The sequence below is a fragment of the Thermopetrobacter sp. TC1 genome (assembly GCF_000746275.1).
Classification (GTDB): domain Bacteria; phylum Pseudomonadota; class Alphaproteobacteria; order Rhizobiales; family Aestuariivirgaceae; genus Thermopetrobacter.
Genome location: NZ_JQKX01000004.1, coordinates 1 through 23,757 on the forward strand (window position 1 = coordinate 1; position 23,757 = coordinate 23,757).

Below are 23,757 nucleotides of genomic sequence, written 5' to 3' on the forward strand. Positions count from 1 at the left end.
CGCAGGCTCGATACAGCGCCAAGTTGTGACACCAGCAGCGCCAACAGGTGCGCCCGCGTGTGAAAACGCTTGCGATAGCGGTCGCTGTTATGCCGGCGCACCACCTCCTCAACAAGGCGGTCAGGAAGCAGTTGGACAATGCGATGAAGCGTGGTAGGTTCAAACATCGGGATTGTTCCTCCGCTTGTGGCAAATCAAGCCTTGACACTTCACTTTTACCACAAGTGGCGGACAATCCCGTACTTTTTTCACCTAACCATCATCTTTCTTGGACACCAGTGGGCGAAAGCCGGGGTCTCGGGCCGCAAACTCATGCGTTTGTGGCCTTAGATACCGGCTTACGTCGGTATGACGAGATGGGCATTGTGTTAGAGTGTTCCACAAAAACCAACAGGCACCTTACTTAACCTATTGAATTCATTTGGTATTAAGAGACGCGTAAATCCCGTAGGGGCCGCATGCATGATCAGGGCAAGCCTCTCGCTTGCCTGCGCGCCTGTTCCGGCGCAACAATAATGTTCCTTACGGCGTTCATGCCGCCTTTTCCTTGATAAGGCTCTATGCCCCATCCGGAGACCGTGATGTTCACCGAAGAAGACTTTGAACAGGCCTGCAGGGCCGTCTATGCCGCCATGCAGCCCACGCTTGCCCATCCCTGGCCTCTGTTGCAACAGGCCACGGGCGTGAAAACCTGGGTCAAGCACGAAAACCACACCCCCACCGGCGCCTTCAAGGTGCGTGGCGGCCTGAATTATCTCGCCCGCCTCATGGAAGACGGTGCGCCCCGCCCTGCCGGCCTCATCTCCGCCACGCGCGGCAATCATGGTCAGTCCATTCCCTTTGCGGCGGCGCGGCATGGCCTGCCGGTCACCATCGTCGTGCCGCATGGCAATTCCCGCGAGAAGAACGCGGCCATGCGGGCGCTGGGGGCGGAGCTTGTGGAACACGGCACCATCTTCGATGAGGCGAAGGATCATGCCGCACAGCTGGCGAAAGAGCGGGGGCTGCACATGGTGCCCTCGTTTCACGAATGGCTGGTCGCCGGCGTGGCCACCTACGCCAGGGAGCTGTTTGAAACCGCAGGGGAGCTGGATGCGGTCTATGCCCCCATCGGCATGGGTTCGGGCTTGTGCGGCTTAATCGGCATGCGCGACCTGCTGGGCCTGAAGACGGACATCATTGGTGTCGTCGCTGAAGGTGCACCGGCCTATCTGCACTCATGGAAGGCCGGCACACCCGTCTCCGCCCCCGTTGCCACCTTCGCCGACGGCATGGCCGTGGGCGTGCCGCATGAGCAGGCGGTGGCGGTGATCAACCGCGGCGCGGCGCGCATCGTCGCGGTCTCCGATGATGAAATCGCCGAGGCCATGCGCCTGTTGCACACGGCCACGCACAACACAGCGGAAGGCGCAGGGGCGGCGGCTCTTGCGGCCTTGATGAAGGAACGCGAGAACATGCGCGGCAAGCGCTGCGCCGTTATCCTCTCTGGCGGCAACATCGATGCAGAGAAATACGCCGCGGTCTTGAGCGGAGAAACGCCAGGGCCCTGATCATGAGCCTTCAGCGGCCTTTGCCGCATCGGCGGAAACGTCGTCGCCATCGGCCTCTTTCGCTTCCGCACCCGCGGCCTCATCCGGCAGCATCAGGTCTTCAATGCTGTTCAGATGAATGGGCGGCTGGCCGGGCAACTCCACGATCAGCCGCAATCGCCCCCCGAGTGCATTGACATAAGACGCCAGGGTGGAGAGCATCCAGTCCGTGCGCTTTTCCATCTGTGCCACGGAAGGCTGACTGATGCCCAATCTCCGTGCCACCTCCACCTGCGATGTGCCCAGCGCCCGCCGCAGGTCCTGCAGCGCCCGATATTCGCGCTTCAGTGCATCGGTACGCTCAAGAATCCTCTGGCGTCGCTTTTCGGGAAGCGCTGCGAGAATGCCCTCATATGTCCTGTTTCCGGCCATCATCCTTACCTAGCGCTCATCAGGGCAGCCGAAAAACAATCACACACTCAACAGGAAGTTGAATTGCCCGCAACCTCTATAACGTCAATCCCATAATCGCAAACCATCCGGGAAAAGGCAGCACAGGCCCTCTTCTGCCCTTGCAAGATGAAGCGGCGGCACCGATCTGATGATGTGATGAACAAGGGTGTTGACCGCTGCGCGGGAGGGCACATGCGGCGCATGTCACCGACTGCCTCGAAACCGGCCTCATCGCAGCCGGGGCTGAAACGCGTGCTCACGTTGCCGTGGCTTCTGGCTTATGGCCTGGGCACCACCATCGGTGCCGGCATCTATGTGCTTGTGGGCAAGGTGGCCGGTATTGCAGGCACGCAAGGGCATTATGCCTTCCTGCTGGCCGCAGTGGCGGTATCACTGCCGGCGCTGGCCTATGCCGAATTCGTGGGCCGCGCCCCGTCCGCGGCGGGATCGGCGCGTTTTGTCGCCGTGGGATTTCGCAGGCAGTGGCCGGGCACGCTCACCGGGCTGGCGGTGGCATTCGCGGGGCTGACATCCTCCGCCACGCTGGCGCTGGGCGCGGCGGGCTATCTCGCCCGCTGGCTGGCGCTGCCGGAAGCCGCCCTTGTCATCGCCCTCGTTACCGCCCTGACCGGCATCGCCATCATCGGCATTCGTGAATCGGTGCTGGCGGCGGGAATCATCACCCTGCTGGAGGTGGGCGGGCTTGTCTGGATCATCGCCGCCGCCCTGCTGCAGCGCCCGGATGACATGGCAGCGGCGCTGGCGCATCCGCCGCCCATGACCACGCAAGAGGCGGCACGCGTCCTGTCCGCAAGCCTGCTTGCCTTTTTTGCCTTCATCGGATTCGAGGACATGGTGACCGTTGCGGAGGAAACCAGACGGCCGGGACCGACCATCGCCCGCGCCATAATGCTCACCATCGCGCTAACCGCCATCATTTACCTCGGCGTCTATGCCGCCGCCATTGGCACGGTCACGCCAGAGGCTCTTTCCGCCTCGCGCGAACCACTGGCGCGGGTGGCTCGGGAACTTGCCGGCGTGCCGGCCGATGCCATCGCCGCCATCGCCTCCTTTGCCGTCATCAACGGCATTCTCATCCAGATCATCATGGCCTCGCGCATCTTTTACGGCCTTGCCCGCACCGGCGCCCTGCCCGCCCTGCTGGCATGGGTGCATCCCCGTTTTCACACGCCGCTACCCGCCATTGTCCTTTCCGGGGCCGTCATTCTCGCGCTGGCGCTGGCCGTACCCCTCACCGCGCTGGCCGATGTCACCGCGCGCATCGTACTGGGGGTGTATGCCCTGGTGTGCGCAGCCCTGTTGTGGGTGAAATATCGCGGTGATCCCCTGCCGCAAGGCGCTTATCATGCACCGGCACCGGCTGTGGCCGGAGGGCTGATTGTGTGTCTCCTTCTGCTTTTTGCCGCCTGAAAAACAACAGGGCCGCAGCTATTGCCGCGGCCCCGCCGGAAATCGTATAGCCCGTGCGCCTCAGATCTGCACCACGCCGGCGAAGACACATCCCGTCTTCTCCACCACGTGCTCGGCGAAGATGCTTTCCATGTGCGCCACTTTCAGCCCGCGATTGTGAATGGCCTCTTCCGCCATGCCCCGCACGATCTCCTCGGCCTCCTTGCCGGAGCAGGCATCGGAAAACTCCATGATCACACCGGCACGCTCCGGATCATCCGGCTTGGCAATGGCCACCGCGGCGGCAATCCGTTCGCCTTTCACATCGGAGCACATCTGCGCATAGGCCGTGGGCACCAAGAGCCCCGGCGCCAGTTTCACCGGCTCGATGCGCTTCACATGCGGCCCGACGATGGAAGACAGCCGCACTAGATTCACATCGGCGATCCCCGCCCGCAACAAGGCCTGATCGAAGGCAACCAGCCTGCGTTCGGCATCGCCATACCCGGCGCAAAGAAAATAGGCCTGCGGCCGAAACAGCGCCGAGGCAGCCAGCTGCGCCACGTCCAGATGTGTGAGATGAGAGGTGTGAATGTTCATTCGGCGACCCTCCAGTTTTGCAGGATACCCATCGCCACAAACCGGCCATCGGTTCATGACGACCCAGAGTCAGTCGCGCTTTCGCTCTTGTTCGGGTGACCCAGAAGCCGAGCCAGCGCCAGTCTGTCACGCCGCCGTCCTGGCTTGACGACGCGGCGAGGTCTTTTAGCCCCTCTCATGCGCCGTGGCAATATCGCATCCATCCCCGACGCCTGCATGGATCACAATGCAGGCTTGCACCTTTTGCATGGGCAAAGGCCATTTGCCGCTTCCCGGCCAAACCGGTTATGGTCCCGGCACCGCAGACTGTAGACGGAAAAACACCTAAGACCCCATGCGCAACATCACCTTTGCCGACGAACTGGGCTATGCCGCCGCCTCACTGGCCGATGCCACGCGCAATCTGCTTTCGCCCGCGGTTCGTCTCGGCGTCACCGGCCTCTCCGGCGCCGGCAAGACCGTGTTCATCACCGCGCTCGTGCATGACCTGCTCAACGGCGCCTCCATGCCGCTGTTCGAGCCCGCCCGCGCAGGCCGCATTCACGACGTGCATCTTGAACCCCAGCCGGATGTGCATGTTCCCCGTTTCGCCTATGAGGAACACCTGGCCGCCCTCACCGCCGGTGAGGATCGCCACTGGCCGGAAAGCACCAAACAGCTCTCCCAGCTTCGCCTGACCCTGCGGTATGAGACCACGCGCACGCGCCTGCCCTGGTCGGAGCGCATGCGCACACTCCATCTCGACATCGTGGACTATCCCGGTGAATGGCTGCCGGATCTGCCGCTTCTCGATCTTGAGTATGAGGAATGGAGCGCAGGACAGCTCAAACGGCTCTCAAGCCTGGCTGCGGAAGAAGGCGAGAAGGATCCCTTTCTCGAACGCATCGCCGGCCTGGATGCCGCCGCGCCCTGGCGGGAGGAAGAGGCGCTTGCCCTCGCCCGCGCCTATCGCGAACGCCTGCAGACCCTGAAGAGGAAAGGCGGCCACTATGACCTTCTGCAGCCCGGCCGCTTTCTCATGCCCGGTGACCTGGCCGATTCGCCCATGCTTACCTTCGCGCCGCTGCCGGCGCCGGATAATGGCGCCTCCCGCACCAGTCTCCATGGTGAGATGAAGCGCCGCTATCAGGCCTATGTCAGCCGCATCGTCCGCCCGTTCTTCTTTGAGCATTTCGCCCGCATCGATGTTCAGGTGGTGCTGGTGGATGTGCTTTCCGCCATCAACACCGGCCCGCGCGCCATTTTTCAGCTGCAGGAGGCACTCACCCATATCCTTGAATGCTTCCGCATCGGCCCTTCACGCCTTTTCGCCCGCCGCGCCGAGCGCATCCTTTTCGCCGCCACCCGTGCCGATCTCGTCCATCACACCCAGCATGAGCGCCTGCGCCGCATCCTCGCCTGGCTGGTGGAACGCGCCGCCCGCAAGGCCGGACACGCCGGCGCCGAAGTCGCCACCCTGGCCCTTGCCGCCATCCGCGCCACCCGCGAGGGTGAAATGGAGCATGCCGGCGAAACCCTGCCTGTCATCATCGGCGTGCCGGAAGCCGGAGAAAAACTGGGCGATCAGACCTTCGACGGCAGAACCGAAACCGCCGTCTTCCCCGGGGACCTGCCGGAGCATCCGGAGGATCTGTTGAAAGAAGAAACGCGCCCTTCCCTGCGGTTTCCCCGTTTCAGACCGCCGCTCATTCCCCGGCCCGTGCCGCTGGAACCTGCGCCCTCGTTTCCCTTCATCCGGCTTGATGAGGCATTGCAATTCCTGCTTGGAGAGCGCCTGTCATGACCCGCCGCCCGCCACAGTCTCCCTCTTCATCACCTGCATCCAAACACGCAGGCCGCGCGCCCGTGGCCGTGCCCTTATCATCGCAAAAATCATCCGATGCCAACGAAAGCACCAGGAGCGCCCGCCCGCCGCAGGCCCTGCAAGACCCTGGCTGCAGCGTGCGGGAAACACCGGATCCTTTCACGCCCGCCAATGATGAAAAGGAGCACGCAAGCACAAAGGCTGACCCGCGCTTAAACAAAGCCCCCGCCTGGGGGCGGCTGTTCTTCTCCGCCATCACCGCGCTCATCGGCCTGTATGCCGTCAATGCCCTCATGTCCTGGATGCAAAGGCTGATGAACACGGGCGGGCCTCTTTCCTGGCTGCTTCTGGCGCTTGCGGCTCTCGCGGTCCTGTCCGCTCTTGCGCTTGTTCTTTCGGAACTTTTCGGCCTGCTCAGGCTCAAAAAGCTGCGCGGCCTGCATGAGGAAGCCGAAACCGCCATCGCCACCGGCGATGCCCATGCCGCCCGCCAGGTCTTTGACCATCTCATTCAGCATTTCCGGCACAGGCCGGATCTTGCCTGGCCGCTTGCCAGGCTGAAGGAGGTGGACACAGCCCTCATCGCCCCGGCCGATCTGCTCATGCTGGCGGAAAAGGAGCTTCTCGCCCCACTGGATGGGCGCGCCCACGATCTCATCCTTACAAGCGCGCGCCGTGTCGCGCTTCTCACCGCCCTGCTGCCCACGCCCTTTCTCGATCTTCTCATCGTCATCTGGCAGCTGCTCAAGCTCGTGCGCGCTCTTTCCACACTTTATGGCGCCCGCCCCGGCTGGATCGGCAGCGTGAAACTCATGCGCATGGCGCTTGTGCATCTTGCCGTCACCAGCACGCTCGCCCTCTCCGACACTTTCGTGCAAACCATCCTCGGCCGCGGGCTGGCGGGGCGCCTCTCCGCCCGTTTTGGCGAAGGCGTCATCAACGGCATCATGACCGCCCGCATCGGAATTTCCGCCATGGAGATCGTCCGCCCCCTGCCGTTCAAGGCCCTGCCCGCGCCCTCTTGGCGCTCCATGGCCAGGGCGCTGATGCACGGCAGCGAGCCGGACAAAACCCCGGAAAAACCCGGTTCTTGAAGACTCACCGGATCAGCACGGTCATCAACTCAGTTGCCTTTGATTTTCTTTCCATACATGAAGCACCACTTTTCTCCCTCCCCCTGGTAGGGGGAGGGCGGGGAGGGGGTCAGGCAACTTAACGTATGCGTTTGTGGCCCGACCCCCTCCCAGCGCTTCGCGCCGACCTCCCCCTATCAGGGGGAGGTTAGGATCATGCGCTCTTTCTGCCTGCCGCCCGCTGCACCGGGATCAATTTAGCTGTCCGACGACAAGTGTTTGTTTAATTCATTGAAAAACAATAGGAAAACGTCATGGCGCGGGGAATGGACGAGTCTTACGCGTCCTGGCAGAAGCCGCCGAAACGACAGCCGCCGCGGCGAAGGAAGGGCGGAAGCTTCTGATAGATACGCCGCAGCCACGGACGCAGGTATTCGAGATAGGCCATGCCGACAGCGCGCCCCTTTGCCGTCAGCGGCAGATAGAAATCCCGCACAGGCGCAACATCACTGCACCAGGACATCTTGTGCGGCACCACCGGCACCAGCAGATCGAAAATGCGGCAGCCGTCCTTCAAGGCCTTGCGCTGGGACAGGTCCATGTGCAGCCGCCCCGGAGAAAGCCGGGTCAGCTCATGATCATGCGCGGTGATATAGGCATGATGCCGCCCGCGATAACGAAACCCGAGCTCCCAGGAAATCACCCGGTCCTTCACCCGCATGCGCGTGAGCACCAGCCCGAAATCTTCCGCGCACGCGCCCTGTGCGCCCTTTGCCATGCCCACCGGCAGTGACGCGAGAAAATCCACCACCCGATCGCTCTGCAACGGACGGGAATACAAGCCACGGTCATGTAGCCACAGCCGCTTCTGTTCAATGAGCTGCCTGATCTCGGCGCGGATGGCCTCGGACCCGCCCGTGACGGTTTCAAACGCCGGCTCCCCGCCCAGCGCCTTTTTCAGCGCCTTGCGGATGCGCCGCCGCCGCCGCCGTTGCTCACGGGTATAACGCGCATCATAGGCCGCCTCATCGGCAAACTGTGTCAGATCCATGTAAGGCGCGCCATCTTCCCACGCCGCCCGGCGGAAGCGAAGATCCAGATAGGGCCTGATATGCGCATCATCCCGCACATGCCGCAGCCGCACGATATCGGCCCGCACGGCACGCATCACCTCGGCAAAGGCCTGATCTAACGCATCATTCAGGGCCGGACCGGAAAGAGTGGAGAGCACATCGCCATATTGCATGAAGGGATCGCTCAGCCAGCGCAGCAATGAAACCGGCCCCTGCCGCGTGAGCATGAACGGCAGCAGTAACACCGGCTCGCCGCTTTGAAAAACCACAGCAATGACGGGCTTTTCATCCCGCGCCTCATCCAGGCAGTGACGCACCCACGGGCGGCACCACTCCCAGTTCTGAAAGGCCTGCACGTCGCCTTCACTGCGATCCTGCAAAAAGCGCCATGTCTGTTCCAGGCCGGCGAAGGCCTCCGCGCCCACATGCACCCGCACATCCCACCCCCGGGCCGCAGGCATGGATGCCCCATGGGCAGCGGATGAGCCAGAATGCCCACATGCAGCCTGTGCACCGAAGACGGCCGGCCCCATGCCTTCGGGATCCATGCCCCGAAAGGCCATCCGCTCTGCTTCGCCGAGCCTGATCATCTCCCCGCTCCGGTGCCGTGCCGTTGATGAAAATTTGATCTCAAGTTGGCATCTGACACACTTTCAACGCACGTGCCATGAAAATCGTCTCCCTTCGTTAACGGAAGGGCAACCCTGCACGCGATGCGCGTGAAATACAGAGTTGAAACACGCAAATATCGGTAATTCCGCCCCTTTCATCGAAAAAATTTTCCGTCACCGCCCCGAATGGCGTTTTTTTCGATTGCTTTTATGCAAAGTTTTTAATATTAGCATATGTGCATATACGGGGGCCGCGACAGCCAGGGACGGCGGACGCACCATCCGCTGTAAAGGAGGGGAACGACATGCGACAGACATTTTCCAGACTGCTTGGCGCGCTCATGCTTACCGGCCTGCTGACGGTTACAGGCGCGGCCACCGCCAAGGAGCCTGATGCGGCCCAGTCCGGCGAGCACAAGTTCGAGAAGGCCGTTGGCTATTACACGGAGTGCAAGCAGGCCTCCCGCGCCGAATTCGAGAAGATCAAGCCCTATCTGAAGGCCTTCACCGATTCCGAAATCATGGCCGAGACGGTCAACGATCCCGAGCGCTTCTTCAAGCTCATGGAGATCGTCAACGATCCGCGCACCTTTCATGTCATGGCCAATTGCGCGCTGGAGCCGGTGATGTGGAACACCTGGCTGCGCGGGATGATGGACTGGCCCAAGCTCATGCGCGCCAGCGTGAAGATGATGAAGCCGGAAGGCATGGCCAAATGGATGATGGCGCCGATGAATCCCCGCATCTGGGGGCTGATGATGGCGCACATGGACCCGAACCGCTATGTGCGCTGGGGCGCGGCCTTCACCAACGCCAACTTCTACAAGCCGCTCACCAGCTTCTTTGATCCGTCCTGGTACGAGCCGCGGCTGAGCTGGTTTGTGGACCCCAACACCTACGCACCCTTCTATCAGGCGCTGCAGGTGCCGGGGCTTTCCGCCGCGCCGGAAAAAAGCGCTCAGGCCGAATGACTTAAAGGAGAAGAACACCTCACGGTCCATCCCGCCACACTGAAGAGCAAAAACCTGAAAAAGCCTTTTTAAGCGGGTTTGGACAAGACGGGTTTTCCGGGGCCATGCCCCATTTCCTCCCTCAGAGCCTTGCATGGCCGGTCGTTCGCGATCGGCCTTTTTTCTTGTGTCCTTGCAGCCCTCCACGCCTGTCATCGCAAAAAGACCTGCGGCTTGACCAATAAGGCTTGTCCTTGGCCGGCCTTTGCGCCTATCCCACAGATCGGACAGACGAGAAAACCTGAAAAAAGGCCATGACCGGCGCAAAAGCCATCAACCGCAGAGACTTTCTGAAAAACACGGGGGCATCGGCCCTGAAAGCCTCTGCCCTGGCCAGCGCCTCTTTGGCGGCAATGCCCGTCATCCTGCCCAAAGCGGCCCATGCGCGCGCATCTCTTTTCATTGCCGCCGCCAGCAGCCTGCGCCCGGTTCTGCAGGCACTGAGGCAGGACGTGCCAGCGCTCAAGCGCCTCAACATCCGCTTCGCCTGGGGCGCCACCGGCAAGCTTGCCACCCAGATCATCAACGGCGCGCCCTTTGACCTTTTTTTCGCCGCCGATGCGATCCGCCCCGCCCTGCTTCAGCAAAAGGGGATCATCCCTGCCGCCTGCCGCCGCACATTCGCCCTTGGCCGCCTATGCCTTTTCGCCGCCGATGGCCGCACGCTGAAGGACGCGCCCGCCATTCTCTGCGAAGGCCGCTTTCGGCATCTCGCCATGGCCAACCCGCGCCATGCCCCCTATGGCAGGGCGGCGCGCGAAACCCTGATGCATCTTGGCCTGTGGGAGAGCATACGCCCGAAAATCGTCTATGGAGAAAACGTCGGACAGGCCTTTCAGTTCCTGCGCGCCGGCGCCGCCGAGCTGGGCTTTGTCGCCCTCTCCCAGGTTCTCACCCTCACCGGCGCCACGGCGCCCAACCTCTGGCTGGTGCCGCAAAGAATGCACCATCCGCTGGCGCAGCAGGTCGTCATCCTGAAGCCGTCCCGAGAGGCCGATGCCTTCCTGCGCGCGCTGCACAGCCGGCAGGGTATGCAGATCCTGCGGCGTTTCGGCTATGATGCCCCTCCAACGGAAGACGGACAGGCACAAGGCGGCCCATGCTCACCCCGGCGGACATCCAGGCCTTGATCGTCACACTCAAGCTGGCGGCGATGACCACCGCCATCCTTCTAGTGTTCGCCATGCCGCTCTCCCTGTGGCTGGTGCGCAGAAAGCGGCGCGGTCAGGCCTTGATCGAAAGCGTCATCGCCCTGCCTCTGGTTCTGCCGCCCACCGTGCTGGGGTTTTACCTGCTCGTTCTCCTCGGGGCGGAAGGGCCCATCGGCCGCCTGACCACCGCCTTGGGCATCGGCCCGCTTGCCTTCACCTTCACCGGCCTCGTCATCGGCTCCTGCATCTATTCCCTGCCCTTTGCCGTTCAGCCCCTGCGTGATGCCTTCGCCGCCATCCCCCGCCGCCAGTGGGAAGCAGCCGCCACCCTGGGCGCTTCACCCCTTGCCGTCCTCCTCCGCGTTATCCTGCCGCAGGCGCGCAATGGCCTGCTCACCGCCGCGGTGCTCACCTTCGCCCACACCATTGGCGAATTCGGGGTCGTGCTCATGATCGGCGGCAACATCCCAGGGCGCACACAGGTGCTCTCCATCGCCATTTATGATCACGTCGAGGCGCTGGATTACACCCACGCCCACATCCTCTCCGCCGGGCTGCTGATCGCCGCCTTCGTCATGCTCGCCCTGCTCTATCGCTTCAACCGCAGCCACGGAGTTCTGCCGCGATGACGCACCCCCGTGACAGGGCGCAGCAACAGCATGCCGATCCCGGCAAGGCCCTGCATTGCCGCCTGCGCCTAAGCCACGGCGATCTGGATCTGGATGTGACCGCCACTTTCGCCGCCGGGCGCGTCACTGCCATTCTCGGCCCCTCCGGCGCCGGCAAGACCACCTGGCTGCGCGCCATCGCCGGGCTGGAGCGCGAGGCCCGCGGCCTTTGCCGCTTGAACGGCGAGATCTGGCAGGACAGCGAGGCCGGAATTTTTGTGCCGCCTCATCGCCGCGCGGTGGGCTATGTCTTTCAGGATGCCGCCCTTTTCCCCCACATGACCGTGCGCGACAACCTGCGCTTCGGTATGCGCCACCGCGCGCACCGCACCGGCGCGCACATGGATTTCGACGAGATCGTCACCACCCTTGCCCTTGCCCCGCTGCTGGATCGCCGCCCGCCCACACTTTCCGGCGGCGAGGCCCAGCGTGTCGCCATCGCCCGCGCCCTGCTCTCCGCCCCGGAAGTCCTGCTCTTCGACGAGCCATTGTCTGCCGTGGACGAGGCCGCGCGCCGGCGCATCCTCGATCTTCTCGAAAATCTCTGCCGCCACACCGCCGTTCCCGTCCTTTATGTCTCGCACAATCGCGCGGAAGTGGCCCGCCTTGCCGATCACGTCCTGCTCATGGAAAAAGGCCGGATCCGCACGCAAGGGCCCGTGACCGAGATCTTCGCCCGCCTCGATGTCGCCCTCGATGCCGGCTCTGATGCCGCCGCCGTTGTCGAGGCCACCGTTTCGGACAGGGATGAGGCCTGGAACTTAAGCCGCCTGACCTTTTCCGGCGGCACCTTTCTCGTCGCCGGCATTGAGAGGCCCACAGGCACGCGCATCCGCCTGCGCGTCCTCGCCAGGGACGTTTCCCTCACCCTTGAGCGTCAGAAGGACACGTCCATCCTCAACATCTTTCCCGCCACCGTCACCGATCTTGCGCAAAACGGCCCCGCCGGCATGCTCATCCGGCTCGATGTCGGCGGCACACCCCTGCTTTCCGCCATCACCCGCAAATCCGCCCACGCCCTCAATCTGCATCCCGGCAGAAAGGTCTTCGCCCAGGTCAAGGCCGTGGCCCTGATCGATTGATCCCGCCCATCCTGTCTGCCGGATATACGCACCTTGCCTCATCCACGGACAGAGGCCTTGACCCGGTCCGCCAATGCGCCAATAAAGAGAACACGATCCTGCGCCGCATCATGATGCTGCATCCTTGATCGTGGCGGCGCATTAAAAACACGCCCCTGTGGCGGAATTGGCAGACGCGGCAGACTCAAAATCTGCTGGCCTTTGGGCCGTGCCCGTTCGAGTCGGGCCAGGGGCACCACCTTCATCCTTCACCGCCAACCGCCTTTGGAGATCTCCATGCGCGTTGATGGCACGCCCTACCGTTCCATCTGGTTTGACGAAGCCGAACAGACCGTTCGCATCATCGACCAGCGCTGGCTGCCGCATGAATTCCGTGTGGTTTCCTTGAAAACCCTTGAGGATTTCGCCACCGCCATTCGCGACATGTGGGTGCGCGGCGCCCCGCTCATCGGCGCCACGGCCGCCTGGGGCCTGGCTGAGGAAATGCGCCGCGATCCTACTGATGACAATCTGAAAAACGCAGCCTCAGCCCTGCTGGCCACTCGTCCCACCGCCGTCAACCTGCGCTGGGCCGTTGAGCGCATGCAGAAGAGACTGGCGCCGCTTGCGCCCGAAGCCCGCGCTACTGCTGCGAAAGCCGAGGCAGAAGCCATTTGTGATGAGGATGTCGCCATCAACGAGGCCATCGGCGAACATGGCCTTGCCCTCATCCGCGAGATTGCCGACCGCAAGGGAGGCGAGCCGGTCAACATCCTCACCCATTGCAACGCCGGCTGGCTGGCCACCGTGGACTGGGGCACCGCCACCGCCCCCATCTACAAGGCTCATGACGCCGGCATTGCCGTTCATGTCTGGGTGGACGAAACCCGCCCGCGCAATCAGGGCGCCCATCTCACCGCCTGGGAAATGGCCAGTCACGGCGTGCCCCATCACCTGATCGTGGACAATGCCGGCGGTCATCTCATGCAGCGGGGCCAGGTCGATCTCGTCATCGTCGGCACTGACCGCACCACCCGCACCGGCGATGTGGCCAACAAGATCGGCACCTATCTCAAGGCCCTCGCCGCCCATGACAACGGCGTGCCGTTCTACGTCGCCCTGCCCTCGCCCACCATTGACTGGTCCCTGCGCGATGGCATGGCCATTCCCATCGAGGAACGCAGCGAGGAGGAGGTGACCTTCGTCTGGGGCAAGGGGCGCGATGACGGCAAGGTGCGGCAGGTGCGCATCTGCCCGGAGAAGACACCGGCGGCCAACCCGGCCTTCGACGTCACGCCGGCGCGCCTGGTCACCGGCCTGATTACCGAACGCGGCGTCTGCCCCGCTTCTGAAGAGGGGCTTCTTTCCCTCTTTCCCGAACATGAGGGAGAGCCGGCATGAACGCCGCCGATGCTTCCCGCGAACAGGCCTTGCGCACCGCCGTTGTCAGGACCGCCAGGGCCCTTGCGGAACGGGGGCTCAACCGCGGTGCCGCCGGCAATGTTTCCGCCCGCTGGCGCGATGGCTTTCTCATAACGCCGTCCGGCATTCCTTATGATGCCCTGCAGCCGGAGCAGATCGTGCATGTGAACATGCAGGGCGCCTGGCAGGGGGCGTGGAAGCCTTCCAGCGAATGGCGCATGCATCGCGACATATACGCCAACCGCCCGGAAGCCGGCGCTGTCATCCACACCCATTCCGATTACGCCACCGCGCTGGCCTGCCGCGGCGAGCCCCTGCCCGCCTTTCACTACATGGTCGCCATCGCCGGCGGTGAGTTCGTGGACTGTGCCCCTTATGCCACCTTCGGCACCGAGGCCCTCTCCCGCAACATGCTGAAAGGCCTGGGCGATCGCAAGGCCACCCTTTTGGCCCATCACGGGCTCATCTGCTATGGCCGCGATCTTGCCGAGGCCTTTCTCATCGCCGAGGAGATCGAGGGTCTGGCCCGGCAGTATCTCATCGCCCGCGCCGCCGGGCCGGTAAAACCATTACCGCCGGACGAAATGGCCCGGGTGCTTGAGAAATTCCGCACTTACGGCCAACAGCCAAAGGGGCGGAAGCACGCCTCCCGCCCCGAAACAAGCGATGATGATGTCTGAAGCCTTTGCGCCTCAGCGGCAGAAGCGATAGCGCCCGGAATAGGTCAGATAATAGCCCGTCTCCGGATCGAAGCTGCGATATTTGGCGCTGCAGTAGTCATACCACTCCGGCGTCCACGGCCGCGGACGATAGCGATAGACCTTGTGACGCCGCGCCCGATAGCGCTTCTTCCACTTCTTCTTCTCATGGTGGTGGATGGCACTGGCGACGATGGCCGTGCCGACCACCCCGGCGGTAAGACCTAACAGGAAGTTTTCCGTCTTGGAAGCCGCACGGGCAGGTTCGGGCGCAGCCCCCATCACGGCGAATGCCAAGGCTCCGGCAAAGACGGCAGCCAGCGAAAACGTGCGGTTCAGAGCAAGGCTTGTCATGTCGTCCACCTCCTCGCTATCAAGGCCTTCTCGCCCCCCGAAACGCCAATGCTTTCAATTGGAACGGTTTACCCTTCGATGTGGCGTTTTCATGGTTTCCGTTCCAGCCAGGTCTCACGCATAGGGGCCTGCTTTCATCACGAATGATGGTGCCAGCCCTTCCCTGAACCAGAGCTGAATGCAGCGGTCAGATTGTCTTCACCTTTCATCCAAATCCTCGCCCGGTGGAAGGCGGACATCTTAAGCCGTATTGTAATAAAAAAGCCGGAACGGGATTTTATCCCGTTCCGGAACGTTTTAGCGGGGTATGTTACCCCGCCATCCATGCTTCAGGCGGGGTTGAAACCCCGCTGAAACGTTCCGGAAGGATATGAAATATCCTTCCGGCAGTAGTGGGAGCGCAATTTCCCAAATCCCTCATCTCCAAATTCATCAATATATACATGAAAGTCATATTGCCTTTTCATTTCATGGCTCCACAAACTCCTCTTTTTTATATCCTTGTATATAAAGCAATGCCGTCAGATCCCCGTGATCGATGCGCACGTCTGCCACCTGCCGCAACAGCGGCTTGGCATGATAGGCAACACCCAATCCCGCCCGCTCCACCATGGCCGCATCATTGGCGCCATCGCCCACGGCCAGGGCGTCCGCAAAATCAATCCCCAGCTTCTTCACCAACCGCTCAAGCGCCTCGAGCTTGGCATCCCGCCCCAGGATCGGTTCCGCCGTCTCGCCGGTCAGAACGCCGTTTTCACACGGCAGACGATTGGCCTGAAAACAGTCAAATCCCGTCACCTTCGCCACATGTTCGGCAAAGGGCTCAAACCCGCCGGAAACCAGAGCCGTATAGGCGCCGTGCGCCTTCATCGTCCGCACGAGGGTCTCCGCTCCCGGATTGATGCAGATACGGCCGACGATCACCCGATCAATGGCTTCCTGCGGCAGGCCCTTGAGCTGCCGCACCCGCTCCTTTAAGGCCTCGCGAAAACCGAGCTCGCCGCGCATCGCCCGCTCGGTGATTTCCGCCACCTCATCGCCCACGCCCGCTTCCGCCGCCAGCTCGTCGATGCATTCCTGCCCGATGATGGTGGAATCCATGTCAGCAATGAGAAGCTTCTTGCGCCGCCCCGCCAGCGGCAACACCGCCACATCAATGGCCAGTCCCATCAGCCGCGCCCGCAGCCGCTCCTCCAGTGAGCGCGGATTGTAGTGCGATGCCGGCGGCGGCGTAAAAGCGATCTCGCAGGCCTCCCGCCCGGTCTCATCCAGCCAGCGCACCTCCGGATTGGCGAAAAGCAGCGAGACGGTAGAAACGGCCTCGGCGATCACCGAATCGTCGATTTGCGCCTTGCCAGGCGCGGCAACGAGCACGATAACCTGATCATTGAGCCTTTCATCGGCTTGGGAATGGGCAACCGTGGCCATGGCCTTTAATCAGCCCCCGTGACACCTGATGAACCGGAACATGACGGACCAAGACGCGACAGTGAAGGCAAGGACCGCGCGCGCCTGCAGCGCCATCCTTATTGCAGGCCCGACCGCTTCCGGCAAGTCATCCGCCGCCCTGCGCATTGCGCAAGCTTTGAATGGCGTGGTCATCAATGCCGATTCCATGCAGGTCTATCGCGATCTGCGCATTCTCACCGCCCGCCCCAGCCCACAGGAAGAGGCCGCGGCAACACACATGCTCTATGGTCATGTTGACGCCGCCCGCCGCTATTCCGCCGGCGCCTGGCTGCGGGATGCCGAAAGGGCCTTGCAAAACATCCGCAGCCAGGATCGTCTGCCCATTTTCACCGGCGGCACCGGCCTGTATTTCCGCGCCCTTGAACAGGGGCTGGCCGACATTCCCGACATCCCCGGGCATATCCGCGCCGAAGTCGCCGAAATCGCCGCCCGCGGATTGGATGCCCTGCTGGCCGCCGCCCGAAAGGCCAGCCTTGAAAGCCCGCCGCAGGACAAGCAACGTCTGATCCGGGCGCTGGAGGTCGTTCTCGCAACTGGCCGCCCCCTTTCCGCCTATCACGGCAGCGAGCGCCCCCTGCTCGGGCCTGAGGAACCGCTCCTGCGCATTTTCATTGCGCCTGAGCGCGAATATTTGCGCACCGTTATCGCCCAGCGTTTTCACGACATGTTGCGGCGCGGCGCAATCGAGGAGGTGAAAAGCCTGCTCGCTCGCAGGCTGGATCCGGATCTGCCGGCGATGAAGGCCCATGGCGTGCGCAACATCGCCGCTGCCCTGCGCGGCGAGATCACCATGGATGAGGCCGCCGCCGGCGCCATCGCCGAAACCCGCCAGTACGCCAAGCGCCAGATGACCTGGGCGCGCAAATACATGCGCAACTGGCACTGGGTTCCGGATCCGGACACGGCCGTGCGCCTCGCGCTCGACCGCTTGCAATCGGCACACAACACCGGCAACGCTTGACCATGCGGAAAAGAATGGGCTAAACACCCGTTCCATGATGTGGTGTCTCGTAGTAGAAACCGGCGCGCACTAACGGAGCGGGATAGCCCTCGCTCCGAACGCTCAGGTGCGCGCCGCAAGGTCCCGTTTTCGGGGCCTTTTTTGTTGCCCATCCCGCATGGACGGGCTACTGGAAACCGGATGCTGCCGATGGGGTTTTCCAAGCTTTCGGCGGTGGTGGACGTGGAGGATGAAAAGACCATGACGCAAGAGATCACAGGCGCACAGATGACGGGGGCGGAGATCGTTCTGCAGGCGCTGAAGGATCAGGGCGTGAAGGAGATTTTCGGCTATCCCGGCGGCGCGGTCCTGCCCATTTATGACGAGCTCTTCCAGCAGGATGAGATCAAGCACGTGCTCGTGCGTCATGAGCAGGGCGCAGTGCATGCCGCGGAAGGCTATGCCCGCTCTTCCGGCCGCGTGGGCGTGGCGCTCGTCACCTCCGGCCCCGGCGCCACCAACACCGTCACCGGGGTGACCGATGCGCTGATGGATTCCATCCCCATCATCGTCATCACCGGCCAGGTGCCCACCACCCTCATCGGCACGGATGCCTTTCAGGAATGCGACACCGTGGGCATCACCCGCCCCTGCACCAAGCACAACTATCTGGTCAAGGACGTCAACGATCTCGCCCGCATCATTCACGAGGCCTTCTACGTCGCCACCCACGGGCGCCCGGGCCCGGTGGTCATCGACATCCCCAAGGACGTCCAGTTCGCCACCGGCACCTACACGCCGCCGGAGAAGGTGCGCCACCGCACCTATCATCCACAGACGGAAGGCGACCCGCAGGCCATTGAACAGGCCGTGGAACTGATGGCCTCCGCCAAACGCCCGATTTTCTACACCGGCGGCGGCGTCATCAATTCCGGCCCCGCAGCGGTGGCCGCCCTGCGCGCCCTGGTCAAGGCCACGGGCTTTCCCATCACCTCAACGCTCATGGGCCTGGGCGCCTTTCCGGCCTCGGATCCGCAGTGGCTGGGCATGCTTGGCATGCACGGCACCTATGAGGCCAACCTGGCCATGCATGACTGCGATGTCATGATCGCCGTCGGCGCCCGCTTCGATGATCGCATCACCGGCCGCCTCGATGCCTTCTCGCCGGGATCGAAGAAAATCCACATCGACATCGACCCCGCCTCCATCAACAAGACGGTGCAGGTGGACATCCCCATTCTCGGCGATTGCGGCCGCGTGCTGGAGGAAATGTTGCGCCTCTGGCACGAGAAGAAGGCCGAGCCCGACCGCGAGGCACTCAAGCGCTGGTGGGATCAGATCGACCTTTGGCGTGCGCGTCAGTGCCTGGCCTATGAGAACCGCAATGACGTGATCATGCCGCAATATGCCGTTCAGCGGCTTTTCGCCCTCACGCGCGATCTCGATCCCATCATTTCCACCGACGTCGGCCAGCATCAGATGTGGGTGGCGCAGTTCTATGGATTCGAGGAGCCCAACCGGCTGCTCACCTCCGGCGGGCTGGGCACCATGGGCTATGGCCTGCCTGCCGCCCTCGGCGCACAGGCCGCCAATCCGGACAAGACCGTGATCTGTGTTTCCGGTGACGGTTCCATCCAGATGAACATTCAGGAACTCTCCACCGCCATTCAGCACAATCTGCCGGTGAAGGTCTTCCTGCTCAACAACAACTATCTCGGCATGGTGCGCCAGTGGCAGGAGCTTCTGCACGGCAACCGCCTCTCCGAATCCTACGTGGAGGCCCAGCCCGATTTCGTCGAGCTGGCCCGCGCCTATCGCTGGACCGGCATCCGCGTGGAAAAGCCCGACGAGCTGGATGATGCCATCAAGCGCATGCTTGAGACGGAAGGCCCCGTGTTCGTGAATGTGCAGGTGGCCAATGTTGCCAACTGCTTCCCCATGATCCCGGCCGGGCACGCCCACAACGAGATGATCCTGAGCGAGGAGGTGAAATCATCCGAGGAAGCGGGCGTATGATCGAGAAAAGGTGCCCATAGCAGCATCCCCGGGCAGGCCTGGGCCTGCCGCAGGACGCCGGGCACAAACCCGCATGATGGTATCATAAGGACGCACTAAAATTCGCGTGTGACAATTCGGGAGCGACGCCATGAACAAGCCAGCCACCGGCATTCCCCCTGCCTCCACCTACTTCATGGTGCCGGAATCGGAACGTGAGGAGCAGCACACACTGGCCGTGGTCGTGGACAACGAGCCCGGTGTGCTCGCCCGCATCATCGGCCTGTTCTCGGCCCGCGGCTACAACATCGAGCAGCTCACGGTCTCCGAGACCGAGCATGACAAGGGCATCTCCCGTATCACCATCGTCTGCCGCGGCACGCCCAAGATTCTAGCCCAAATCCGCAATCAGCTCTCCCGCCTCGTGCCGGTGCATTCCGTGGCCGATCTCACCATGGAAGGCGAGCCCATCGAGCGCGAGCTGGCGCTGGTGAAGGTGCGCGGCGAAGGGGACAAGCGCATCGAGGCCCTGCGCCTGGCCGATGCCTTCCGCGCCCGCGTTGTCGATGCCCACACCGGCTCCTTCGTGTTCGAGATCACCGGCAAGACCCGCAAGGTGGATCAGTTCATCCAGCTCATGAAGCCGCTCGGCCTCATCGAGGTGGTGCGCACAGGCATAGCCGCCATCTCCCGCGGGCCCGAGGCCATGAAGATGTGATGCGCCCAAATCCGCCGCGGAAGGCGGCCCAGAACACCCGGTCGCCATCCATGGCCTTTGAAGAATCCCTCTTGAACGCGCAGGCGCGAAGGCTTAAGGCAAGAGGGCTTTCATCGCCGCTCTCGTCTTGACCCACATGGCGTGATGAATCCGAAACGGGCCAAGCCATGATCAACCTCTCGGTCAATCTCAACGCCGTGGCGCTGTTGCGCAATCGCCGCAACCTGCCCTGGCCGGACCTGTGCGACATCGGCCGTCTCGCCCTCGGCGCCGGTGCTGCCGGGCTCACCGTGCATCCACGCCCGGATGAGCGGCACATCCGCAAGAGTGACATCTTCATTTTGCGCGACATGCTGCGGCAGGAATATCCAGACAAAGAATACAACATCGAGGGCTTTCCCGACGAGCGTTGGCTGGCCATCGTGGAGGAGGCCATGCCCGATCAGGCCACCCTCGTGCCCGATGATCCCGATCAGGCCACTTCGGATCATGGCTGGGACTTCGCCGCTCAGCGCGACTTTCTCGCGCCCATTGTCGAGCGGCTGAAAAAGCGCGGCATCCGCGTCTCCCTCTTTGCCAATCCCTCGCCGGAGGGGCTGGACATCGCCAAGGAGATCGGCGCCGACCGTGTGGAGCTTTACACCGGCCCCTATGGCGCATCCTTCAATGACCGGGAAAGGCAGGCCAAAGAGCTGCAGAAGCTGGCCTTTGCCGCCCAGCGCGCCCAGGAGCTCCGCCTCGGGCTCAATGCCGGGCATGACCTCACCGTGCAGAATCTCACCCCACTGGTCATGGCCCTGCCGAACCTGGATGAAGTCTCCATTGGCCATGCCCTCATTGCCGATGCCCTCAAGTTCGGCATCGCCGAAACCGTGCGCCGCTTCCGCCGCGCCCTGGGCGATCCCTGCTGAGCGGAAATGGAAAAATTCTCTTGTGCGTCATAATGCCAAATTTTCATCTATGCTTTGCAGAAAAGCATGGATATTGATGTGCAAATTCAAAATTTAATCGCATGACAAATCAAAGAACATGTTATGGATCAACATGTTTTACGTAATATTAAAATAAAATACACCTAATAATTGTATGCGATCTATAATGAGTTTTAAATTCATTTGTAAAACTAATACAAAAATTATTCATAGGCCTAATTGCTATAGATTTACAAAAATATATGATCATACATGGGGGGACGAATTAAGGGAGATGACAACCATGACCCCCATGAAAGTTCTGGCCAGCGCCACCATGGCCTGCATGCTCTCCTTTGTTCCAGCATATGCCAGCAGTGTCGGCACAACCGCTCACTCAGCCCAGCCCCAATGTCAGTCAGCGAAGGCAACACGCCTTGCTTTAACGTCAAAAAGCAGGCTCTGTTGCAAGAAGTGGAAACAGACCTGCGCGAAAAAAGATGAGAGCGGCAAATGCACCGAATGGAAAATGACCTGCGAGAAATACGGCCCGCCCCCTTGTCGTCAGCCCTGATTCAAATCTAATGAAAATATGCAAGGAGGGCTCCTCTGGCCTCCATTCCTTCCGCTTTCATCATGAAGGCATCGCCTCCATTTAGGGCGTGGACTGAATTCAAAGACGACGATGCCAGCGGCATTTTTTTGAAAATCGCTGATCTTTTCGCTCGCAGGAAATAGCCAAAGCTATTTTCAAGAATGAAAAGTCAGCGAGATGCAGCGAAAATGTCGACCTTTAGGGGCTGGCGCGCCGGATTTTACGAGGACACGCCCTGGCCTAAGGGGCGATGCCGCCCATCAACCGGACAGAAAAATGACGTGTATCCGCTTATTTATGCGCGCCGTCATGGCGAGCGCAATCCTTCTGGCATGCTCCAGCGCTGGATCGGCCAAGGACCATGCATATGTTCATTGCCTGCGCATGAGCATGAGCGCCAAGGGAAAACCTGTGCATTTTCTAGACAAAACACCGGGCAAAAAGGAAAAGAATGCCATTGTTGCCTGGGAAAGTCTGGCACGGGAAAAAGCTGGCGCTCTTTACGCACACTGGAATTATGCGGCGGACAAAAAAATCGAGTGCTATCACCTCAATCGCTCCTACATGCAGTGCCAGGCTAGCGCAACCCCTTGCCTGCCCGGGAAATGACCCTGGCTGAGGACTGAGGCGTCCTGATTGGTCCGAACGGAGCCAGCATCATCATGTGCTGATTGTCCCCTCTTCACAGAGCGGGAGAGGCCTTGTATGCCATGCGTGATTGAACGATATTCCCGTTGAAAACGATCACAACAAGAAGAACACGAGGGAAAAGCGGCCATGGCCATGGATGCAGCCGAGATCGAACGTCTGATCAAGGAGGCCCTGCCGGATGCGAAGGTGGAGATTCGCGATCTCGCCGGGGATGGCGATCATTATGCCGCCACGGTGATTTCCGAAGCCTTCCGCGGCAAGACCCGCGTGCAGCAGCATCAGATGGTCTATGCCGCCTTGAAGGGCAAGATGGGGGGCGAGCTGCATGCACTTGCCCTGCAGACCGGCGTGCCGGAGGATACGCCCTGATCCTGGCTCTTAATCCCGCAACGGGATGATCATGAGACGCTAAGAATGCAGAGTAATCCGCGCGCGATCGACACCCAACACAAACAACAACCCGTGAAGAAAGGCGAACAGAGACGATGAGCAACCCCGTTCACGACTGGATCGACTCGGTGGTGAAGAGCAACGATGTGGTGCTGTTCATGAAGGGCACGAAAGAACAGCCCATGTGCGGCTTTTCCGGCCGTGTTGCCCAGATCCTGCAGTATCTCGACGTGCCCTTCACTGATGTCAACGTTCTTGCGTCCGACGAGCTGCGGCAGGGGATCAAGGAATACACCAACTGGCCCACCATCCCGCAGCTTTACGTGAAGGGCGAATTCATCGGCGGCTGCGATATCGTCACCGAGATGTTCCAGAACGGCGAGCTCGTCAAGCTCCTGTCCGACAAGGGCATCCCGCACCGCGCCCCCACCGCCTGACCGGCGGAGATGAATGCTGAAGCAAGAACGCGCATCCCATCTCCGAAAATAAATCGCGCGTTCAGGCGGCAACCAATCGACACGCATCAGAAGGCCCTGTAACGGGGCCTTTTTTCTTACCCCTTTCAAATGCCGGAACGGGATTTCATCCCGTTCCTTCAACATTTTGGCGGGGTATGTTACCCCGCCATCCATGCCCGAGGCAGGGTTGAAACCCCCGCCAGACTGTTCCGCAAGACGGCAAAGGGCCGTTTTCTGACCACACCGGCCTTCGCCACCCGCATGCAAGAACCGTAAAGGCCGGCTAACAAGGCGGCCTTCCGGCGTGTCGCTTTGCACTTGCCCGCTCAAGTCGGGCCGAAACAGGCGGTCCTGTGTCAATAACCGCCCTTGCGCTTCGATTCCGGCAAGCCCGCGATGCGTCCGCCCTGCTTGGAAGGATCGAGCGGAAACAGCTCATAGACGTCCTTCTGCTTCACCTTGGTGCCCCACTTCTCGCTCATCGCCTTGATGATGGTGCGCGTGTTGGGCTGATTGCCGTTGTTGTTGAAATACTCATCGCGCAGATAGTTGATGATGTCCCAGTGCTTGTCGGTCAGGGTGATGCCTTCGGCCTCGGCCATGGCTTCCGCCAGCTCCTCGCTCCAGTCCGCCTGATTGACGAGAAAACCGTTGGCATCGGTCTCGATCTCACGGCCCTTGAACTGAAAGCCCATGATCTCTCCCTCCTCTT

Annotated in this window: 24 protein-coding genes and 1 tRNA gene; 18 read left to right on the top strand and 7 right to left on the bottom strand. The window is 61.8% G+C overall.

Translation table 11 applies throughout. From position 1 onward, the window contains the following. Positions 1-167 (bottom strand): DUF4372 domain-containing protein (locus EK16_RS12610; protein ID WP_156098398.1); only part of this gene is annotated, 167 nt, incomplete at its 3' end. 414 nt (positions 168-581) lie between these two features. On the opposite strand from EK16_RS12610, the gene EK16_RS00495 reads away from it, so the two are divergent. After that, positions 582-1,550: a threonine dehydratase gene (locus EK16_RS00495; protein WP_038033594.1), complete on the top strand. Its 969-nt coding sequence runs from the start codon at positions 582-584 to the stop codon at positions 1,548-1,550. On the opposite strand, the gene EK16_RS00500 is transcribed toward EK16_RS00495, so the two are convergent. Continuing rightward, the gene (locus EK16_RS00500) at positions 1,551-1,961 is read right to left on the bottom strand and encodes a helix-turn-helix domain-containing protein (RefSeq protein WP_197059556.1); all 411 of its coding nucleotides are present in this window, start codon (positions 1,959-1,961) and stop codon (positions 1,551-1,553) included. A 222-nt stretch (positions 1,962-2,183) separates the two neighbouring features. On the opposite strand from EK16_RS00500, the gene EK16_RS00505 reads away from it, so the two are divergent. Next, positions 2,184-3,413, top strand: a complete 1,230-nt coding sequence (locus EK16_RS00505; protein WP_038033598.1) for an APC family permease — start codon at positions 2,184-2,186, stop codon at positions 3,411-3,413. Between the two features lie 60 nt (positions 3,414-3,473). Here EK16_RS00505 and EK16_RS00510 read toward each other — a convergent pair whose 3' ends face one another. After that, entirely contained in the window at positions 3,474-3,992 is a 519-nt protein-coding gene (locus EK16_RS00510) for a pyruvoyl-dependent arginine decarboxylase (RefSeq protein ID WP_081910109.1), read from the bottom strand. A 334-nt stretch (positions 3,993-4,326) separates the two neighbouring features. On the opposite strand from EK16_RS00510, the gene EK16_RS00515 reads away from it, so the two are divergent. Next, positions 4,327-5,775 carry a YcjX family protein gene (locus tag EK16_RS00515; protein WP_038033561.1) on the top strand — a complete coding sequence of 483 codons (1,449 nt, stop codon included), beginning with the start codon at positions 4,327-4,329 and terminating at the stop codon, positions 5,773-5,775. After that, complete coding sequence (locus EK16_RS00520; RefSeq protein WP_081910110.1) at positions 5,772-6,890, top strand: TIGR01620 family protein; 1,119 nt, start codon at positions 5,772-5,774, stop codon at positions 6,888-6,890. Before EK16_RS00515 ends, EK16_RS00520 begins: the two co-directional genes overlap by 4 nt. 316 nt (positions 6,891-7,206) lie before the next feature. Here the strand turns inward: EK16_RS00520 and EK16_RS00525 are convergent, their stop codons facing one another. Then, the gene (locus EK16_RS00525; protein WP_197059558.1) at positions 7,207-8,403 is read right to left on the bottom strand and encodes a GNAT family N-acetyltransferase; all 1,197 of its coding nucleotides are present in this window, start codon (positions 8,401-8,403) and stop codon (positions 7,207-7,209) included. A 455-nt stretch (positions 8,404-8,858) separates the two neighbouring features. Between EK16_RS00525 and EK16_RS00530 the strand changes: the two genes are divergently transcribed. From EK16_RS00530 to EK16_RS00560, 7 genes are all read left to right on the top strand, one after another. After that, complete coding sequence (locus EK16_RS00530) at positions 8,859-9,524, top strand: hypothetical protein (RefSeq protein WP_156098399.1); 666 nt, start codon at positions 8,859-8,861, stop codon at positions 9,522-9,524. 293 nt (positions 9,525-9,817) lie between these two features. After that, on the top strand, positions 9,818-10,693 hold the full coding sequence (modA, locus tag EK16_RS11230; protein WP_051928709.1) for a molybdate ABC transporter substrate-binding protein: 876 nt from the start codon (positions 9,818-9,820) through the stop codon (positions 10,691-10,693). Beyond that, positions 10,663-11,343 carry a molybdate ABC transporter permease subunit gene (gene modB / locus EK16_RS00540; RefSeq protein WP_038033566.1) on the top strand — a complete coding sequence of 227 codons (681 nt, stop codon included), beginning with the start codon at positions 10,663-10,665 and terminating at the stop codon, positions 11,341-11,343. Before modA ends, modB begins: the two co-directional genes overlap by 31 nt. Next, positions 11,340-12,464 (top strand): molybdenum ABC transporter ATP-binding protein, encoded by a 1,125-nt coding sequence (modC, locus tag EK16_RS00545; protein ID WP_051928710.1) that lies wholly within the window; start codon positions 11,340-11,342, stop codon positions 12,462-12,464. The genes modB and modC overlap by 4 nt, the downstream gene beginning before the upstream one ends. 151 nt (positions 12,465-12,615) lie before the next feature. Further along, positions 12,616-12,702: transfer RNA gene (locus EK16_RS00550), tRNA-Leu, on the top strand. A 38-nt stretch (positions 12,703-12,740) separates the two neighbouring features. Further along, positions 12,741-13,844: an S-methyl-5-thioribose-1-phosphate isomerase gene (mtnA, locus tag EK16_RS00555; protein WP_038033604.1), complete on the top strand. Its 1,104-nt coding sequence runs from the start codon at positions 12,741-12,743 to the stop codon at positions 13,842-13,844. Beyond that, positions 13,841-14,545, top strand: coding sequence for a class II aldolase/adducin family protein (locus EK16_RS00560; RefSeq protein WP_051928711.1), 705 nt, complete (start codon positions 13,841-13,843; stop codon positions 14,543-14,545). Before mtnA ends, EK16_RS00560 begins: the two co-directional genes overlap by 4 nt. Before the next feature lie 12 nt (positions 14,546-14,557). On the opposite strand, the gene EK16_RS00565 is transcribed toward EK16_RS00560, so the two are convergent. Together EK16_RS00565 and serB are read right to left on the bottom strand one after the other, a co-directional pair. Beyond that, the gene (locus tag EK16_RS00565; protein WP_038033568.1) at positions 14,558-14,917 is read right to left on the bottom strand and encodes a BA14K family protein; all 360 of its coding nucleotides are present in this window, start codon (positions 14,915-14,917) and stop codon (positions 14,558-14,560) included. Positions 14,918-15,385: 468 nt separating this feature from the next. Beyond that, on the bottom strand, positions 15,386-16,345 hold the full coding sequence (serB, locus tag EK16_RS00570) for a phosphoserine phosphatase SerB (RefSeq protein WP_051928712.1): 960 nt from the start codon (positions 16,343-16,345) through the stop codon (positions 15,386-15,388). 40 nt (positions 16,346-16,385) lie between these two features. On the opposite strand from serB, the gene miaA reads away from it, so the two are divergent. From miaA to grxD, 7 genes are all read left to right on the top strand, one after another. Further along, positions 16,386-17,348: a tRNA (adenosine(37)-N6)-dimethylallyltransferase MiaA gene (gene miaA, locus EK16_RS00575; RefSeq protein WP_156098400.1), complete on the top strand. Its 963-nt coding sequence runs from the start codon at positions 16,386-16,388 to the stop codon at positions 17,346-17,348. Between the two features lie 240 nt (positions 17,349-17,588). Beyond that, on the top strand, positions 17,589-19,343 hold the full coding sequence (locus EK16_RS00580; protein WP_038033615.1) for an acetolactate synthase 3 large subunit: 1,755 nt from the start codon (positions 17,589-17,591) through the stop codon (positions 19,341-19,343). Positions 19,344-19,473: 130 nt separating this feature from the next. Then, positions 19,474-20,040, top strand: coding sequence for an acetolactate synthase small subunit (ilvN, locus tag EK16_RS00585; protein WP_038033570.1), 567 nt, complete (start codon positions 19,474-19,476; stop codon positions 20,038-20,040). Positions 20,041-20,207: 167 nt separating this feature from the next. Then, complete coding sequence (locus EK16_RS00590) at positions 20,208-20,951, top strand: pyridoxine 5'-phosphate synthase (RefSeq protein WP_038033571.1); 744 nt, start codon at positions 20,208-20,210, stop codon at positions 20,949-20,951. A gap of 985 nt (positions 20,952-21,936) precedes the next feature. Beyond that, positions 21,937-22,155 (top strand): hypothetical protein, encoded by a 219-nt coding sequence (locus tag EK16_RS00595; protein ID WP_156098401.1) that lies wholly within the window; start codon positions 21,937-21,939, stop codon positions 22,153-22,155. Between the two features lie 168 nt (positions 22,156-22,323). Next, the gene (locus EK16_RS00600; protein WP_038033577.1) at positions 22,324-22,566 is read left to right on the top strand and encodes a BolA family protein; all 243 of its coding nucleotides are present in this window, start codon (positions 22,324-22,326) and stop codon (positions 22,564-22,566) included. A gap of 116 nt (positions 22,567-22,682) precedes the next feature. Further along, on the top strand, positions 22,683-23,024 hold the full coding sequence (gene grxD, locus EK16_RS00605) for a Grx4 family monothiol glutaredoxin (RefSeq protein ID WP_038033580.1): 342 nt from the start codon (positions 22,683-22,685) through the stop codon (positions 23,022-23,024). A 377-nt stretch (positions 23,025-23,401) separates the two neighbouring features. On the opposite strand, the gene EK16_RS00610 is transcribed toward grxD, so the two are convergent. Then, a complete protein-coding gene (locus EK16_RS00610) occupies positions 23,402-23,740 on the bottom strand; it encodes a TusE/DsrC/DsvC family sulfur relay protein (protein ID WP_038033582.1) in 339 nt (112 codons plus the stop codon). Positions 23,741-23,757: the final 17 nt, after the last annotated feature.

Excerpts from the sequence above, each read along its gene's own strand:
- modA (WP_051928709.1), top strand. The coding sequence starts at position 9,818 with ATGACCGGCGCAAAAGCCATCAACCGCAGAGACTTTCTGAAAAACACG.
- EK16_RS00560 (WP_051928711.1), top strand. The coding sequence starts at position 13,841 with ATGAACGCCGCCGATGCTTCCCGCGAACAGGCCTTGCGCACCGCCGTT.
- EK16_RS00525 (WP_197059558.1), bottom strand. The coding sequence starts at position 8,403 with ATGCCTGCGGCCCGGGGGTGGGATGTGCGGGTGCATGTGGGCGCGGAG.
- EK16_RS00580 (WP_038033615.1), top strand. The coding sequence starts at position 17,589 with ATGACGCAAGAGATCACAGGCGCACAGATGACGGGGGCGGAGATCGTT.
- EK16_RS00590 (WP_038033571.1), top strand. The coding sequence starts at position 20,208 with ATGATCAACCTCTCGGTCAATCTCAACGCCGTGGCGCTGTTGCGCAAT.
- EK16_RS00530 (WP_156098399.1), top strand. The coding sequence starts at position 8,859 with ATGCGACAGACATTTTCCAGACTGCTTGGCGCGCTCATGCTTACCGGC.
- EK16_RS00610 (WP_038033582.1), bottom strand. The coding sequence starts at position 23,740 with ATGGGCTTTCAGTTCAAGGGCCGTGAGATCGAGACCGATGCCAACGGT.
- grxD (WP_038033580.1), top strand. The coding sequence starts at position 22,683 with ATGAGCAACCCCGTTCACGACTGGATCGACTCGGTGGTGAAGAGCAAC.
- EK16_RS00505 (WP_038033598.1), top strand. The coding sequence starts at position 2,184 with ATGTCACCGACTGCCTCGAAACCGGCCTCATCGCAGCCGGGGCTGAAA.
- EK16_RS00600 (WP_038033577.1), top strand. The coding sequence starts at position 22,324 with ATGGCCATGGATGCAGCCGAGATCGAACGTCTGATCAAGGAGGCCCTG.
- modB (WP_038033566.1), top strand. The coding sequence starts at position 10,663 with ATGCTCACCCCGGCGGACATCCAGGCCTTGATCGTCACACTCAAGCTG.
- miaA (WP_156098400.1), top strand. The coding sequence starts at position 16,386 with ATGACGGACCAAGACGCGACAGTGAAGGCAAGGACCGCGCGCGCCTGC.
- EK16_RS00565 (WP_038033568.1), bottom strand. The coding sequence starts at position 14,917 with ATGACAAGCCTTGCTCTGAACCGCACGTTTTCGCTGGCTGCCGTCTTT.
- serB (WP_051928712.1), bottom strand. The coding sequence starts at position 16,345 with ATGGCCACGGTTGCCCATTCCCAAGCCGATGAAAGGCTCAATGATCAG.
- EK16_RS00520 (WP_081910110.1), top strand. The coding sequence starts at position 5,772 with ATGACCCGCCGCCCGCCACAGTCTCCCTCTTCATCACCTGCATCCAAA.
- EK16_RS00515 (WP_038033561.1), top strand. The coding sequence starts at position 4,327 with ATGCGCAACATCACCTTTGCCGACGAACTGGGCTATGCCGCCGCCTCA.
- EK16_RS00595 (WP_156098401.1), top strand. The coding sequence starts at position 21,937 with ATGAGCGCCAAGGGAAAACCTGTGCATTTTCTAGACAAAACACCGGGC.
- modC (WP_051928710.1), top strand. The coding sequence starts at position 11,340 with ATGACGCACCCCCGTGACAGGGCGCAGCAACAGCATGCCGATCCCGGC.
- ilvN (WP_038033570.1), top strand. The coding sequence starts at position 19,474 with ATGAACAAGCCAGCCACCGGCATTCCCCCTGCCTCCACCTACTTCATG.
- EK16_RS00500 (WP_197059556.1), bottom strand. The coding sequence starts at position 1,961 with ATGGCCGGAAACAGGACATATGAGGGCATTCTCGCAGCGCTTCCCGAA.
- EK16_RS00510 (WP_081910109.1), bottom strand. The coding sequence starts at position 3,992 with ATGAACATTCACACCTCTCATCTCACACATCTGGACGTGGCGCAGCTG.
- EK16_RS00495 (WP_038033594.1), top strand. The coding sequence starts at position 582 with ATGTTCACCGAAGAAGACTTTGAACAGGCCTGCAGGGCCGTCTATGCC.
- mtnA (WP_038033604.1), top strand. The coding sequence starts at position 12,741 with ATGCGCGTTGATGGCACGCCCTACCGTTCCATCTGGTTTGACGAAGCC.